The sequence below is a fragment of the Streptomyces aculeolatus genome (genome assembly GCF_020400605.1).
GTDB classification, from domain to species: domain Bacteria; phylum Actinomycetota; class Actinomycetes; order Streptomycetales; family Streptomycetaceae; genus Streptomyces; species Streptomyces aculeolatus.
Map to the genome: position 1 here is coordinate 221,157 of NZ_JAINRD010000010.1, position 14,079 is coordinate 235,235.

Here is a 14,079-nt window from a genome sequence, read left to right on the forward strand (position 1 = left end):
TGAGGCATCCGACTTGTCACATACGCTCATTCAGCAGTTTTTATGTCACCAAAAGCGGAGATCGGGAGCCTGGGGCCCGTCATGGGGCTTCGATGGGTCATGGCCGCTGCACGCGGCTGCGCAGAGGCCCTCATTGACCCAGGCCCGGAATCGTCGGGTCGCAGAAGACAGGTGATGGAAATGCGAGACGAGGCCGCCAAGCGGGTCGAGCTGGTCTTCTCCCTCTTCGACGCCAACGGCAACGGAGTCATCGACTCCGACGACTTCGACCTGATGACGGGCCGTGTTCTGGAGGCGGCGGCCGCTTCGGACGAGGGCGCCCAGGCCGCCATCCAGGCCGCGTTCCGCCGCTACTGGACGACGCTGGCCACGGAACTGGACGCCAACGGCGACGGCGTGATCACCGTGGACGAGTTCCGTCCGTTCGTGCTCGACCCCGAGCGTTTCGGTCCCACGATCGCCGAGTTCGCCGAGGCCCTTTCCGCGCTCGGCGACCCCGACGGAGACGGCCTGATCGAGCGTCCCCTCTTCGTATCGCTGATGAAGGCGATCGGCTTCGAGGAGCCGAACATCCACGCCCTCTTCGACGCCTTCGGCCCGGACACCGAGGACCGCATCACCGTGGCCACGTGGGCCGTCGGCATCAAGGACTACTACGCGCCGGACATGGCCGGGATCCCGGGCGACCAGCTGGTGTCCGCGCGAGCCGTCTGACACGGTCCGTCAGCGCCCTTCCCGGCCGCGGGCGTCATGGCGCTGGCTTGTGCGCGAACACCCACCGGTTGCCCTCCAGCGCGTCGTTGGGCTCGGGGAGGGGGCCGCGTCGGTGCCGGCGGGTGAAGTCGAAGGGCGTGCGCATCTCGGTGGACCAGCCCATGGCCGTCAGGTCGCCCGCGGAGTCGGGTCGTGGCCCCTTGTCGAAGAGGTGGAGCAGGTCGATGCCGATCTGTTCTCGCGTCGCCGTGTAGATCGCGCTGTCGCGGTACGCCTGCAGGTCCTTTTCCAGCTTGGCCTCGAAGGCCAGCGCGCTGCCCCCGCTGGCCAGCTTGTCCACCGTGTCGATGAGGAACGTCTCGGCGGGGCCCGGCAGATAGAAGAGAAGTCCCTCGGCCAGCCAGACGCTCGGCGCGGCCGGGTCGAAGCCGGCGGTGGTCAGCGCGCTGACCCAGCCCTCGCGCAAGTCGACCGGTACGGGGACACGCTTCGCCTTCGGGGCGACCGACAGGTCCGTGAGCACCCGTTGCTTGAAGGCCAGCACACCCGGCCTGTCGATCTCGAAGACGACGCAGTCCGACGGCAGATCCAGCCGGAAGGCGCGGGTGTCCAACCCCGCTCCCAGCAGGACCACTTGGCGGGGGCTCGTACCGACCGACCGGAGGAGGAAGTCGTCGAGCACCCTCGTCCGCAGGCCGAAGTAGCGGGCGAACCGTCCCCACAGCGGGTTGTCGTCCCCGTCCGGAACCTGCTCGATGCGCACCGGCCAGTCCGCGCAGGCAGGGGCCGCCCGTACGAAGTGCTCCGCATAGGCGTCCTGGGCCAGACTGTCGTGGCGGTGGGTCTCGATGGACCGTGCCGCGGCGACCAGAAGGGCGGTCAGGCCCACACCCCGGTCCACGCCTGCCACGTCTGTGTGCTGGGGCGTCGTGCCTGCCATGCTTCCTCCGTCGGCGGGAGTGGTGGATGCCGGATGTTCACTTGTCGGACGGGGTGAGTCCTCGGTGCCGCGTGCCTCGCTCATCGGCTCGTTCTCTCCGGGAGCAGGACGGGTTTGACCACACGGCCCGCGTCGCAGTCGCGTTCGGCCTCGTTGATGCCGGTCAACGGGTAGGTGCGGATCAGCTGGTCGAAAGGGAAGCGTCCGGCCCGCCACAGTCCGATCAGCCGGGGTATCAGCACTCCGGGTACGGCGTCCCCTTCGCAGATGTGACGAATGCTGCGGCCGCGGTCGAGCGTGCCCGGTTCGAGTTCCAGCGGGGTGTGGAGGCGTGCCACCAGGCCGAGGCTGCCGGTGGGACGCAGGGCGTGGAGCGCCTTGTTGAGGAGCGGGGGTGAGGCCGTGGTGTCCAGCGCATACTGGGCGCCGCCGCCGGTCAGTCGCCGGATCCGTTCGGGCAGGTCGGGCGTGGCGGCAGGCAGGGGGGTCGCGCCGAACCGCTCGGCCGACGCGAGCCTCTCGGGATGCCGGTCGACGGCCACGGTCAGTACGCCTGCGGCGGTGGCCGCCATCACCGCGGTCAGGCCCACCGCTCCCGCGCCCAAGACCACGAGGGTGTCGCCGGGACCTGCGCGGAAGGTGTTCAGCACGGCTCCGGCGCCGGTGAGGGAACCGCAGCCGAGGGGCCCGAGCAGTTCGAGCGGCAGTGCGGGGTCGACCCGTACGGCGTTGCGAGCCGGAACGAGGGCGTACTCGGCGAACGAGGACTGCCCGAACCACCGGGGTGCCAGTGCTTGTCCGGTCGCGTCGGTGAGCCGCGGCGGTTCCTCCTTGCGCCCTCCGAAGAGATTGAGGGAGGCGAAGGAGTCGCAGTAGGCGGGGGCCGCGCCGCGGCAGTTCCGGCAGTGCCCGCAGGAGTCGAAGCTCAGTACGACGTGGTCGCCGACGGCGATCGCGGCGTCCGGGCCGCCCCCCGTCCGCACCACGACCCCGGCGCCCTCGTGGCCGAGGACGGCAGGCAGAGGGCTCCGTCCGGCGGATCGCCGGACCGCGAGGTCGGTCCGGCACATCCCGGTGCCCGCGATCTCGACCAGGATCTCGCCGGCGGCGGGCTCCGTCCGCAGAACCACCTCCTCGACCGTGAACGGGCTCTCGTACGAGCGCAGTACGGCTGCCTCAAACCTCATCGTCAGGCCTCCTGCGGGCGGTGGACGACGAACGGCCGGAGGTTGCCGTACAGCCCCCACGGCCCGCCCGCGACGCCGACCCCGCTGTCCTTGACACCTGCGAAGGGCTGGGCGAGGGACAGTTCGGCATGGTGGTTGACCCAGGCCGTGCCGCATTCGAGCCGGCCGGCCACCACCTCGGCGCGGTCGACATCGGTGCCCCACACGGAGCCGCCCAGGCCGAAGCCGGTGCCGTTGGCCGCGTCGACGGCTTCGTCCAGGCTCCGGTACGGCAGCACTGGCAGCACCGGTCCGAACTGCTCCCCGGTCACCACCGGACTGCCGGGCGGCACGTCGGTGAGGACCGTGGGAGCGAAGAAGTAGCCCGGCCCGTCCAGCCGGTGGCCACCCGCCGCCGCCCGGGCACCGTCCGCCAGAGCCTGCCGTGTGACGTGCTCGATACGGGCCAGCTGCGGGGCGTTGTTGACCGGGCCCAGCCGGGTGTCCGGGTCGAGGCCGGCCCCGACGGCGACGGTCTTCGCGCGCTGGGCGAGGGCTTCGACGACCTCGGCGTGCAACCGGGCCGGCGCGTAGACCCGTTTGACCGCCATGCAGACCTGCCCGCAGTTGCGAAACGCCGCCCAGAACAGCCGGTCCGCGATCCGGTCCACGTCGACGTCGTCCAGCAGGACGGCAGCGTCGTTGCCGCCCAGTTCCAATGTGACCCGGGCGAGCGAGACCGACGCCGCTTCTGCGACGGCCCGCCCGGTGGACACCGAACCGGTGAAGGTGACATGGCGGATGCCCGGATGGGACGCGAGGCGGGCACCGAGGGGTTCGCGGCCGGTGACGACGGTCAGGACGTCCTCGGGCAGGACGGTGGCAAGGACGGATCCGAGGAGCCGGGTGGCCAAGGGGGTGAACGGGGACGGTTTGAGGACCACGGTGTTGCCCGCGGCCAACGCGGGCGCGAACTTCGCCGCCGCGAGCTGGAGGGGAAAGTTCCACGGCACGATCGCGGCGACGGGCCCGAGCGGTCGCCAGCGGATCTCGCTGCGCACCGGTCGGCCGTCGACGATCCGCCGGGTTCTGGGGGCGAGGTCTGCGAAGTACCGTAGACGGGCCGCCGTGCGGGCGACCTCCGCGTACGACTCGGCCAGGGGCTTGCCCTGTTCCCGGGTGAGCAACCGGGCGAGGTCGTCGCCGGCCACCTCCACCGCGTCGGCCGCTCCGCGCAACGCGGCGGTGCGGGCGACGGGGTCGGCCCGCCATCCGTGCCAGGCCCGGTGGGCCCGGTCGACCACGGCGTCCAACTCGTCCGGCTGCTGGTCGGGAACCTCGTCGAAGGCTTCCCCGGTGGCCGGGTCGACGACGGCGAAACGCGCGGCAAGGTCCCCGGCGAGGCGATCGGACTCAGGGATCGGCATGGCGGCCGTCAGTTCATGGAGGAGATGCGGACGGCGTGCTCCCGGGCGTGCCGGTCCATCTCCGCCCGGAAGGCGGCCACCAGATGCGGCTGGATCCTTCCTGTATTGCGGTCACCGCCCTCACAGACCGCTCCCCGCACGCCCACGATGTCCGTACCGATGCGGGTCAGCTCGCCGAGGTCGGTCTGCGTGACACTCCCCGCGAGGGCCGCGAGCCGACCGGACGCGTGGGTCAGCCGGACGAACTCCGCACAGACGTCCGGCGGCACGTGGTCGAACAACCGCGTCCCGTCCTTGACGGCGGTGTCGAGCATGGCCGCGTCGGCACCGGAGCGGGCGGCGATGTCGGGCACGGCGAGCGGATTTACGCAGCCGATCCGGTGGGCGTCGGCATAGCCGGAGGCGACGACGAGCGCGTCGGGGCGGTGGTCCTTCACCGCCCGGACGACCGCGCGCATGACCTCGATGCCCTGATCAGGCGTCGTGCATCCGTAGAGGCCGACCTTGATGTACGCGGCCCCCGAGACGACCGCGCCGAGCGCGGCCTGGGCCACCGTGCCGGGCTTGTACGGGACATCCCCCACGGTCGCGGACACCGGCTTGTCCGCCGGAACCGCGTCGCGGATCTCCTTGATGACCCAGGGGAAGTTCGCGCCGAGAGAGCCCTCGTCGGGCTTCTTCACGTCGACGATGTCGAGATGCTCCGCCGCCTTCGCACACTCGAGAGCCTCTTCGACACCGTCCGGAGAGATGAGAAGCAACACCCTGACCTCCTTCGCCGCCAGTCCGCCCGGCCGAGGGACAGGGGACCGCGGATCGCCTGGCTGATGTGCGGTGCGCTCATCATTTCCGTCACCCTGAGAAACCGGGAGGGCGCGCAGAGTACTCAGAGTGCCCGTCGCCACCCCAATGCGCCGCGCATACCGGAGCAGACCGGACCATAGGCATCACTACGCCTCCTTATCCCGCGCCTGCCCGCCTCGCCGCCCGTGGCAACCGGGTGCTCCTTCCGTGCCCGGCTGGGCGGGCGCGGACCTTCCGCTGCACACGTCCGACAATCGGGTCATTCTCGTAGTCAGCCCACCGTTAAGCCATTGGGGTGGCGGACGCGATTGGATCAGTACCTCTCTTCCGACGTGCCGTTGATCGGATATGGAACCACGACACTCATGGCAGCGGAATCGGGCGATTGCCGAGGGGTTCTGCTACTACGACGAGCAGGTCAGGATCGCCGAGACGGTCCTTGCCCAGGCGCAGACCGCACGTCAGCACGCGCTGGCCGCCTTCGCGGTCAGCCTCGGGAGGGACCGCTCAGCAGCCGACCTGCTGGGGCTGGCTGAACGCGACGTGCGTGCAGCGCGCCGCAGCGTCGGCAGGAAGGACGCCCGCATCGTGGCCGACGAGCTGCTGGCTTCCTTCCACCGGCGCGCCGTGCGGGACGATCCCGAAGGCCGAGACCAGACCGGCGAGCCCGGCGCACGGGCCTCCGCCGACCCGCTGCCTCTGTCGGCGCTGGACGCGGCGGTGGCGGAAGGCTGGCGGAACGGCGCGGACCTGCACGCGCTGGCCGCCGCGATCGGCGTAGAGGTGAACACCGTCGTCGACCGGCTCAAGAGGCTCTCCACCCAGGGGCTTCTCCCTGATCCCGACTCACCGGCCGCGCCCCGCGGCCGGCACCGCCGCACCGACGACTCCGAGAACCCCACGCCGCCCTCCCCGACCGCCGGACAGCCGAACACGCGGGAACGGGAGGAGGCCGACGGGGAAGCACCGCTGGATTCGTGGGCCGTGTGGGAAACCGAGTTCTCCGTCCCCGTGGCGCGCCTATCCGATGGCGGTGAGTTCGGCGCGGCCGAACAGGAGGGCGTATCCGGTGGGGAGTTGTCGGAGGATGCAGGTTACGAGGTCGGGGCCGGCGCAGGCGGCGAGGGCCGAGAAGACGGAGCCGGTGTCCCAGCGGGTGGTGGCAAGGGAGGCACCGGTGCGGGCGGCGAGGTCTTCGACGAAGGCCCAGCCGGTCAGTGGCTCGGTGCGGGGGATCTCCGCGGTCAGTATGCGCGCGGCTTCTGGCGGGAGGCAGGCGGCGAGGGCGACCCGTTCGTCGCCGATCAATTGGCGGCCCAGTCCGGCCAGGACCAGGCGGACGGCTTCGTCGGCTCTGTGCCGGGTGGGGTAGGCGCCTTCGTAGCGGACCCGTTCCAGCATCTGTTCGTAGGCCGCCCTGTACTGCCGGGGTAGCGCCTGCCGGTCGGAGATCACTGGGTCGTTGCCTTTCTGTCTGTGGCCGGTGGGCGGGCACCGGTGTGCGTGGTGGTCAGATGGGCCGGGGGCGGCCGAAGAGCAGGTCGTAGCCGACCGGCAGTTGGACGATCGGCCTCGGTCAAGTCGCCGTACTCGCCGCGTTCCTTCACGTGCCCGAGGAACGCCTCGTGGCGCGGAGCCATGCCGGTCGTCACCCCTTCTGCTTCGAACTGCCGGCGGGGGCGCGGAGAGCGGGTGGAGGGAGAGATCCGTGCCCGCCCTCCGCACCGGTCCGGCCGGCGTCAGCCGGAGATCTCCTTGCTCCCGGTCGCGAGGCCGATGGAGATCTTGCGGGGCTTGGCGCGCTCGGCGATCGGGATGCGCAGGGTGAGCACGCCCGCGTCGTAGTCGGCCTGGATCCGCTCGGTGTCGAGGGTGTCGGCGAGCATGATCTGGCGGGAGAAGACACCCAGCGGCCGTTCGGACAGCTCCATCTGCACGTCCTCGGACTTCGCCACGGGGCGCCGCTCGGCCCTGACCGTGAGCATGTTCCGTTCGACGTCGATGTCGATCGCGTCCGCGGTGACGCCCGGGATGTCGAGGGTCACCAGGTACTCGTCGCCGTCGCGATAGGCGTCCATCGGCATGGCCGACGGCCGGGACCAGGTGCCCGGGCCCACGAGCTGCTGGGCGAGCCGGTCCAGCTCACGGAAGGGGTCAGTGCGCATCAACATCGTGAAAACACCTCCAGCAGGTTCAGGCAGTTGCTGCCAATGCGCTCACTGACACCGTTGTAGCATGTCATCCAATGGATGACAAACAACGTGTCGTCGATGTGATGACGGCGAAAGGGAGGCGTCCGTGAGCGCAGCCGGCCAGCCGTCCACGGACGGCACGCAAGCCCACAGTCCGGCGTCGTTCCTCGCCGCCGCGGCGGCCCTGCACGCCATTGACGGAGCCCTGCGCGATGCCCGGCAAGAATCCCCGGAGGCCCTCGATACGCCCGGCCCCGGAGCCGAGCAGGCACTGGCCTCGTTGGTGCTGCTCCGGCAGGTCCGCGAGCAACTCGCCGGATGGGAGACCGGCCTGATCGAAACCGCCCGTGGCGCGGGCGCGAGCTGGGCCGACCTCGCCCACCCTCTGGGCGTCGCCAGCCGCCAGGCCGCCGAACGCCGCTATCTGCGCGGCCGCCCCGGCCCCGCGGGCACCACCGGCGAACAACGTGTCCAAGCCACCCGCGAACGCCGCGCCGCAGAGCGCACCACCGCCACCTGGGCCCGCCGCAACGCCGCCGATCTGCGCCGCATCGCCGGACAGATCACGGCCCTGACCGGCCTGCCCGCCGCGGCCCGCCCCCCGCTCCGCCGGCTCCACGCGGCACTCGCCCACGACGACCCCGCCGAGCTCATCGCCCCCCTCGCCACCACCCGCCCACACCTGGCCGCCCACCCCGAACTCACCGCACAACTCGACGCTCTCACACCCCCCTGACCGAACGACCGCCCGGCGCGGCGCCGAAGCAGGAACAGTCCCGGAGCCGCCTCCGGCCGCGCTGAGTCCGATGCCGCGCGAGCAGACCACGGCCCCGCACACCGTCGCCGCCTTCTCCGCACTCGGCTACCACCCGCCGGGCCGAGCCGCCATCGTGATCACCACTACCGAACGCGAGGCCGCCGCCCGCGCCGGACACCGTGACAACACGGGCAATCAGGTCTACGCGCGGCCACCTGCGGGTACGTACTTGAAGCCAACTGCGCGTGCTGTCACGCTCGTTGGAGGTCCGGCACCCGGCCGGCCCACGTGCCACCCCCCACAACCGGCACCGGCAGGTGCCGACTCCCGGAGAGAGGTACTTCCGTGGACACGTCCCGAATACCGCGCGCCACGCTGATCTCCGCCATGGCTCTGGCCGCGGCGACCGCCGGTACGCTGCCCTCCGTCGCGGCAACGCCCGCCGAACCCGCGACGTCCTCCGTCGTCGCGTACGACGACACGTACTACCAGGACGCGCTCGGCAAGGAGGGCGCCGAGCTCAAGAGCGCCCTGCATACGATCATCAGCGACCAGACCAAGATCTCGTACAGCGAGGTCTGGGACGCGCTCAAGGAGACCGACGAGGACCCGCAGAACCCGGACAACGTCATCCTCCTCTACAGCGGTTACTCGCAGAGCAAGGACACCAACGGCGGCGACGCCGATGACTGGAACCGCGAGCACGTCTGGGCCAAGAGCCACGGCGACTTCGGTACGTCGACCGGCCCGGGCACCGATGTGCACCACCTGCGCCCCACGGACGTGACGGTCAACAGCACCCGCGGGAACAAGGACTTCGACTACGGCGGCAGCCCGGTCGACCAGGCCCCGGAGAGCCTCACCGACGACGACTCCTTCGAGCCCCGCGACGAGGTCAAGGGCGACGTCGCCCGCATGATCCTCTACATGGCCGTCCGCTACGACGGCGACGACGGCTTCGCCGACCTGGAGCCCAACGACCAGGTGAACAACGGCTCGTCGCCGGCCATCGGCAAGCTCTCGGTCCTCAAGGAGTGGAACAACGAGGACCCGCCGAGCGATTTCGAGAAGAACCGCAACCAGGTGATCTTCGACCAGGTCCAGCACAACCGGAACCCGTTCATCGACCACCCGGAGTGGGTCGACTCGATCTGGCCGTAACGATCCTCCAAGCCGTGACCGTGCGGTAGTGGGGCCCCGGCGGCACGCCACACGCGCTGCTGCATGCCACCGGACAACTCGTGCGGCCGTACGCCGCCGGGGCTCACACCGCAGCCTGACGCCCCGGGCCTCGGTGCCCGCAGCTGGACCGTGGCACCGGCGTACTACAGGCGGACGATGATCAGGGCGATGTCGTCGCGGGCACCGCCGGCCACGCCGAGGCGGGCGAGGAGGGTGTCGGCGAGGCGTTCGGTGGCGACGGTGCCGTAGCGGGCGAGCGTGTCCGTCAGCCGGTGCAGGCCGGCGTCGATGTCTTCGCCGCGTCGCTCGATGAGCCCGTCCGTGTACAGGACGAGGGTGTCGCCGGTGCCGTAGGGCAGGCTGGCGTGGGGGCGCGGGATGTGCCGGGGGCGTGTGCCCAGCGGGGGGTCGGTGGACTTGTCCAGTAGATCGCAGGTGCCGTCGGGGTGCAGCAGGATCGGCGGGAGGTGGCCGGCGCTGCTGTAGGTGATCCGGCGGCTTTCCGGGTCGATGACGGCCTTGACGGCGGTGGTGGCCAGCGCCCCTTCCACGGCGTAGGAGTACAGGTCCAGGAGATCCAGCGCCTTTCCCGGTTCGCGCAGTGCCCGGACCCCGGCGGACAGTGCGCTGCGCAGCATGCCCATGGTGGCTGCGGCTTGAAGGCCGTGCCCGACGACGTCGCCGACGGCGACGGCGAAGCCGTTGTCCGGGAGGTCGATCACGTCGTACCAGTCGCCGCACACGTTCAGGGAGCCGGAGGCGGGCAGGTAGCGCACCGCGATGTGCCGATGGTGTGCCAGGTCCGGTGAGCGGAGCATGGTCTCCTGCAAGGTCACGGCGACCTGCCGTTCCCTCGCGTGGGCACGGCGCAGCTCCTCGTTGAGCCGCTGCAGCTCGCGCGCCCGCACGTACAGCTCGGCGTCCATCGCCTCTCGTTCGCCGAGGGCGCGGCCCTGGTCGTCGTTGTCGTCCGGCTGAGCTGCGCGGGCCAGGATGAACGGGGTCACGTCCTCGACCCGGTGGATGATCCAGGCGACCTGCCCGTCCGGCCCGAGGACGGGGGTGTTGATCGGAGACCACCACCGCTCCTCGAACGTCCCCGGCTCGTCGGGGCGGGGGATGTCGTACTTCGTCAGCGCCATGGTGTCCGGCATCTTCGTGCGCAGGGTCCGGTGCAGCGAGGCGTCCAGGTCCTGCATCCCGGTGGCGTACGGGTCCGCCGGATTGCGGGGGAAGGCGTCGAACATGTACTTGCCGACCAGGTCTTCCCGGGTCCGGCCCGTGGCCTGCAGGTACGCCTCGTTGACATCGACGATCACCAGATCGGGGCCCAGCACCAGGTTCGGATTGGGCGCGGCCATGAACAGCGCCTTGTAGTCGATCTGCGAGGTCACAGGTCCGTACCAGCCCTTTCCACCCCCCGTAGATTGCCAGCAGGCCACCCTGCCGCCAATCTAGACCGGGCGCGATGACCGCTCCCGCGGTGATCCGCCAAACGGACGCGGGCGGCGAGGCCGCCACGGGGCCCCGGCTCTCCGTTCACCCACTCGCCCCCCTTGTATTGATCACGAGCGTTGTCAACGGTCGTGATCAATACACCTAGGGGCACACGGCTGCGTCATCAGGGGGCGTGCCGTCGAGGAGGTAGGTGTCGACGGCCTCGGTGACGCAGCGGTTGTAGAGGTAGGACCCGTGGCCCTCGTCCTGCGCGGTCAGTAGGACGCCGACGTTCTCGCCCAGCTCCCTCGCCATGCGCTCGGCGCCCGCGTACGGCGTCGTCGGATCGCCGGTGTTGGCCACGACGAGGATGGGGGCGGCACCGTCCGCGCTGACGTCGAGCGTGGCGCGTTCCCCTTCGAAGGGCCAGTCGTAGCAGAGGTAGACGCCCCCGGACCAGGCCCTTCCGAAGACGGGCGAGGCTGCCTCGATCCGGTCGTTCATTTCCTCGGTCCGGCCGGATCCGGGGCGCACGTTGGAGTCGGCGCAGATGATGGCGACGTAGGCGGACGTGCCGTTGCCACCCGAGGCCGCGCCGCCGGCACCGGCACCGCGCCGGGTTCGGGAGCCCGGCGCGTGGTCGTACGCCTCCTCCATCAGCTTGCGGCCGGTGCCCCGCTCCATGACCTCGGTGAGCGCCTTCGCCAGCGGTCGGCGGCCGGCTTCGCCCTGGTCCAGGTAGTTCGCGATGGCGCGGGCGGCGAGGTCTCCGTCGAGTTCCTCCCCGCCGCCGGTGGGCGCGGGCGCCCTCTCGAGCCGGTCCAGCAGCGCGACGACCCGCCGACCGGCCTGGGCGGGGTCGCTTCCGGTGGGGCAGTCGCCGTAGGCGTCCGCACAGTGTTCGGTGAAGCGGTCGAAGGCACGCTGGACGGCCCGGACCTGGCTGAGGTCCTCTTCTTGGCGGTCCAGGGTCGGGTCGACGGGTGCTTCGAGCACGAGGCGGCCCACGTTCTCGGGGAAGAGGTGGGCGTAGACACCGCCGAGCGCGGTGCCGTAGGAGACGCCGAAGAAGTGCAGCTTCTCGTCGCCGAGGAGGTAGCGCATCAGGTCCAGGTCGCGGGCCGTGTGCGAGGTGCCGACGTACGGCAGGAGCCGGCCGGAGTGCTTCTCGCAGGCTTCGCTTCCCTCGAACGACTCCTTCCCGCAGCTGACGGGAGCGGTCCGGCCGACGCCGCGCGGATCGAAACCGACCAGGTCGTAGCGCTCGCGCAGCGAGGCGTAATCATCGGCGTACCGCGGTAGTCCCACGACCCCGGACTGGCCGGGACCGCCGAAGTTGAACAGGAGCGATCCGATCCGCTGCTCCTCCGGTCCGGTGGCCCTTTGCCGGATCATCGCGACGTCGATCGTGTCGCGCCCGGGTCGGCGGTAGTCCAGCGGGACCTTCATCGTGGCGCACTCCCAGCCCTCTCCCGGTGCGTCACCGCTCCCCTGCGCCTCGGACGGCGGCGGGCAGGCCGACCAGTCGAGCCGCTGGCCGGAGGTGAAGGCCGCGGGAAGCCCGGGCGGTGGGTTCGCCGCCTTGCGTTCGACCCGGCGGCTCGCTTCACCCTCCTTCGACGGCGCGGACGAGTCCGAGCTCTCGATGAGGTCGCATCCGGCCCCCACGGACACGAAGACGGCGGCGAGCAGAACCGCCGTGGCCCGCCTCGTTCCGGCGAACCGGGCCGGACGCCCCGAGATCCAGCCCCGCGTACGCATCCACGCCCCCTGCCCCCGCACAAACGTCCGATGGGGAACGAATCTACCGATCACCGATCTTCGACGGCAAATCAGTGGCTCTCCCTACGTCCGCGACGCGGGACACGATCAGCCGCGTGTTGCAGAACCAAGACAGAGTGACTGGTTACTCTTCGGGTGAAGCGGGGCATTCTCGGGCCGTGTCAGGCGAGTTCATGCATATGCTCGCAGGCCGCTGAAAGCAAGACCATAAGAGCCGGAACCCTGACTGAACCGGGGGTATGGGATGCGGCGTGCTGGACCACACGGGCGCAGACGAAGGACATTGCGTGCGGCGGGGATTGCGACGGTGCTGCTTGCCGTCCTGGCGCCGGGTGTCGCGCAGAGCACACCGACCGCCGATGCGGACTCCCGTATGACATCGGCGGGAGAAACGGAGCGCGCCGGCTCCGGTTCGCTGGCGGTCTTCGGGCCCGACACCGTGCCCGTGGGCAGGGGGAAGAAGGCCGGATACGTCACCTTCGGGGCCTCGGTGGACCGTAAGAAGAACGGGAAGTGCGACAACGGCAGCAAGGAGGAACGCTGCTGGGTGCCGTATGTGAAGCATCGGCGCGGCGCGTACCTCACCAAACGCAAGAAGATTGCCGGTGATGCGCTGCCCCGCCCCGGAAAGTGGGTGGAGAAGAAGGAGGTCGGCAAGAAGGAGAAGAAGCAGCCGAAGATCTGGTCGCCGAGCGTCGTCCGCCACAAGGGACGCTTCTACATGTTCTACACGGCGACGAAGAGGGGCACCATCGGCGGTGACGACGACCGCGGACGCAAGTGCATCGGTGTCGCCGTCAGAAAGAAGAAGCAGAAGAAGGGGACGTACAGCTTCAAGGCGTACGACCGTCCGCTCGTGTGCCACAAGGGCGGCTGGGCCATCGACGCCGAGGCGTTCGTAAGGCCGAGCGACAACAGCGTTTATCTCGTGTACCGCGACGACAAGAAAGCCGCCACCGGAGATCAGACGGGCATCGTCGGGGTCCGCGTGCACGACGGCATGCGTAGGCACTCGAAGCCCACGAAGTTGCTCACCTCCAAGGACGTCACCTGGGAGAAGAGCAGGAAGAAGAAGAGCCACATCATCGAGAACCCCGCGATGGTCCGGGTCAAGGGCACCTGGTGGCTGTTCTACTCGGGCAACAGGTGGCAGTCCCCGAAATACGCGACCGGTATCGCGAACTGCGGCAACACCCCCCTGCCGAGCGGCGGGTGCAAGCCGTACCAGACGCACGACCGCCCCCACTTCGGCTACAAGGGCCCCGGGGGCCTGAACAACTCACATCGGCCGCTGGCCGGACTGCCGGGAAACGAGATCGCGCCCGGCGCCATGGACGTGTTCCGCGCGCACCGCGGGAAGGGGCTGCGTGTCGTCTGGAACTACAAGATCAAGAGGGAGGGCCTTGAGCGGCGCAGCCGGCTCGGCAAACTGACGTTCAAGAAGGGCGAGTGGCGCGTGCCGAAGGTACGCCATTCCGACAACACATGAACTGCCGGCCACGTGGCGCGAAAGGCTCCGCAGGCACCCTGCCTCGCCGGACTTCGGTCTTCCTGAGTGACCGGACTCCCTGAACGAGGCCACCTGCTCGCCACGGATCGAAGCCGTGTCGCGGCCTCCTGCTCATACCCGCAGCCGAGCAGCACCGCCGACGCCGCCTACGGGACACCCGTCCCGGCG

The 14,079-nt window shown here is 70.2% G+C and carries 12 protein-coding genes; 4 read left to right on the plus strand and 8 right to left on the minus strand.

The window, feature by feature from the left end; all coding sequences use genetic code 11:
* Positions 1–180: 180 nt before the first annotated feature.
* Positions 181–714, plus strand: a complete 534-nt coding sequence (locus tag LG396_RS19215) for an EF-hand domain-containing protein (protein WP_225795693.1) — start codon at positions 181–183, stop codon at positions 712–714.
* Between the two features lie 34 nt (positions 715–748).
* Here the strand turns inward: LG396_RS19215 and LG396_RS19220 are convergent, their stop codons facing one another.
* The 6 genes from LG396_RS19220 to LG396_RS19245 all read right to left on the minus strand — a co-directional run bounded on the left by LG396_RS19220 (position 749) and on the right by LG396_RS19245 (position 7,222).
* Entirely contained in the window at positions 749–1,654 is a 906-nt protein-coding gene (locus LG396_RS19220) for an SAM-dependent methyltransferase (protein WP_225795694.1), read from the minus strand.
* 80 nt (positions 1,655–1,734) lie between these two features.
* Positions 1,735–2,841 (minus strand): NAD(P)-dependent alcohol dehydrogenase, encoded by a 1,107-nt coding sequence (locus LG396_RS19225; protein ID WP_225795695.1) that lies wholly within the window; start codon positions 2,839–2,841, stop codon positions 1,735–1,737.
* A gap of 2 nt (positions 2,842–2,843) precedes the next feature.
* Complete coding sequence (locus LG396_RS19230) at positions 2,844–4,247, minus strand: aldehyde dehydrogenase family protein (RefSeq protein WP_225795696.1); 1,404 nt, start codon at positions 4,245–4,247, stop codon at positions 2,844–2,846.
* 8 nt (positions 4,248–4,255) lie between these two features.
* The gene (locus tag LG396_RS19235; protein WP_225795697.1) at positions 4,256–5,011 is read right to left on the minus strand and encodes a (5-formylfuran-3-yl)methyl phosphate synthase; all 756 of its coding nucleotides are present in this window, start codon (positions 5,009–5,011) and stop codon (positions 4,256–4,258) included.
* 1,060 nt (positions 5,012–6,071) lie between these two features.
* Positions 6,072–6,506 carry a DUF2267 domain-containing protein gene (locus LG396_RS19240; RefSeq protein WP_225795698.1) on the minus strand — a complete coding sequence of 145 codons (435 nt, stop codon included), beginning with the start codon at positions 6,504–6,506 and terminating at the stop codon, positions 6,072–6,074.
* Positions 6,507–6,790: 284 nt separating this feature from the next.
* Positions 6,791–7,222, minus strand: coding sequence for an Hsp20/alpha crystallin family protein (locus LG396_RS19245; protein ID WP_037744228.1), 432 nt, complete (start codon positions 7,220–7,222; stop codon positions 6,791–6,793).
* 127 nt (positions 7,223–7,349) lie between these two features.
* Between LG396_RS19245 and LG396_RS19250 the strand changes: the two genes are divergently transcribed.
* Positions 7,350–7,979: a type III effector protein gene (locus LG396_RS19250; RefSeq protein WP_225795699.1), complete on the plus strand. Its 630-nt coding sequence runs from the start codon at positions 7,350–7,352 to the stop codon at positions 7,977–7,979.
* A 408-nt stretch (positions 7,980–8,387) separates the two neighbouring features.
* Positions 8,388–9,161, plus strand: coding sequence for an endonuclease I family protein (locus LG396_RS19255; RefSeq protein WP_051642493.1), 774 nt, complete (start codon positions 8,388–8,390; stop codon positions 9,159–9,161).
* 164 nt (positions 9,162–9,325) lie between these two features.
* On the opposite strand, the gene LG396_RS19260 is transcribed toward LG396_RS19255, so the two are convergent.
* Together LG396_RS19260 and LG396_RS19265 are read right to left on the minus strand one after the other, a co-directional pair.
* The gene (locus LG396_RS19260; RefSeq protein ID WP_225795700.1) at positions 9,326–10,576 is read right to left on the minus strand and encodes a SpoIIE family protein phosphatase; all 1,251 of its coding nucleotides are present in this window, start codon (positions 10,574–10,576) and stop codon (positions 9,326–9,328) included.
* Positions 10,577–10,781: 205 nt separating this feature from the next.
* Complete coding sequence (locus tag LG396_RS19265; RefSeq protein ID WP_225795701.1) at positions 10,782–12,380, minus strand: alpha/beta hydrolase; 1,599 nt, start codon at positions 12,378–12,380, stop codon at positions 10,782–10,784.
* A 304-nt stretch (positions 12,381–12,684) separates the two neighbouring features.
* On the opposite strand from LG396_RS19265, the gene LG396_RS19270 reads away from it, so the two are divergent.
* Positions 12,685–13,890 (plus strand): family 43 glycosylhydrolase, encoded by a 1,206-nt coding sequence (locus tag LG396_RS19270; RefSeq protein ID WP_225795702.1) that lies wholly within the window; start codon positions 12,685–12,687, stop codon positions 13,888–13,890.
* Positions 13,891–14,079: the final 189 nt, after the last annotated feature.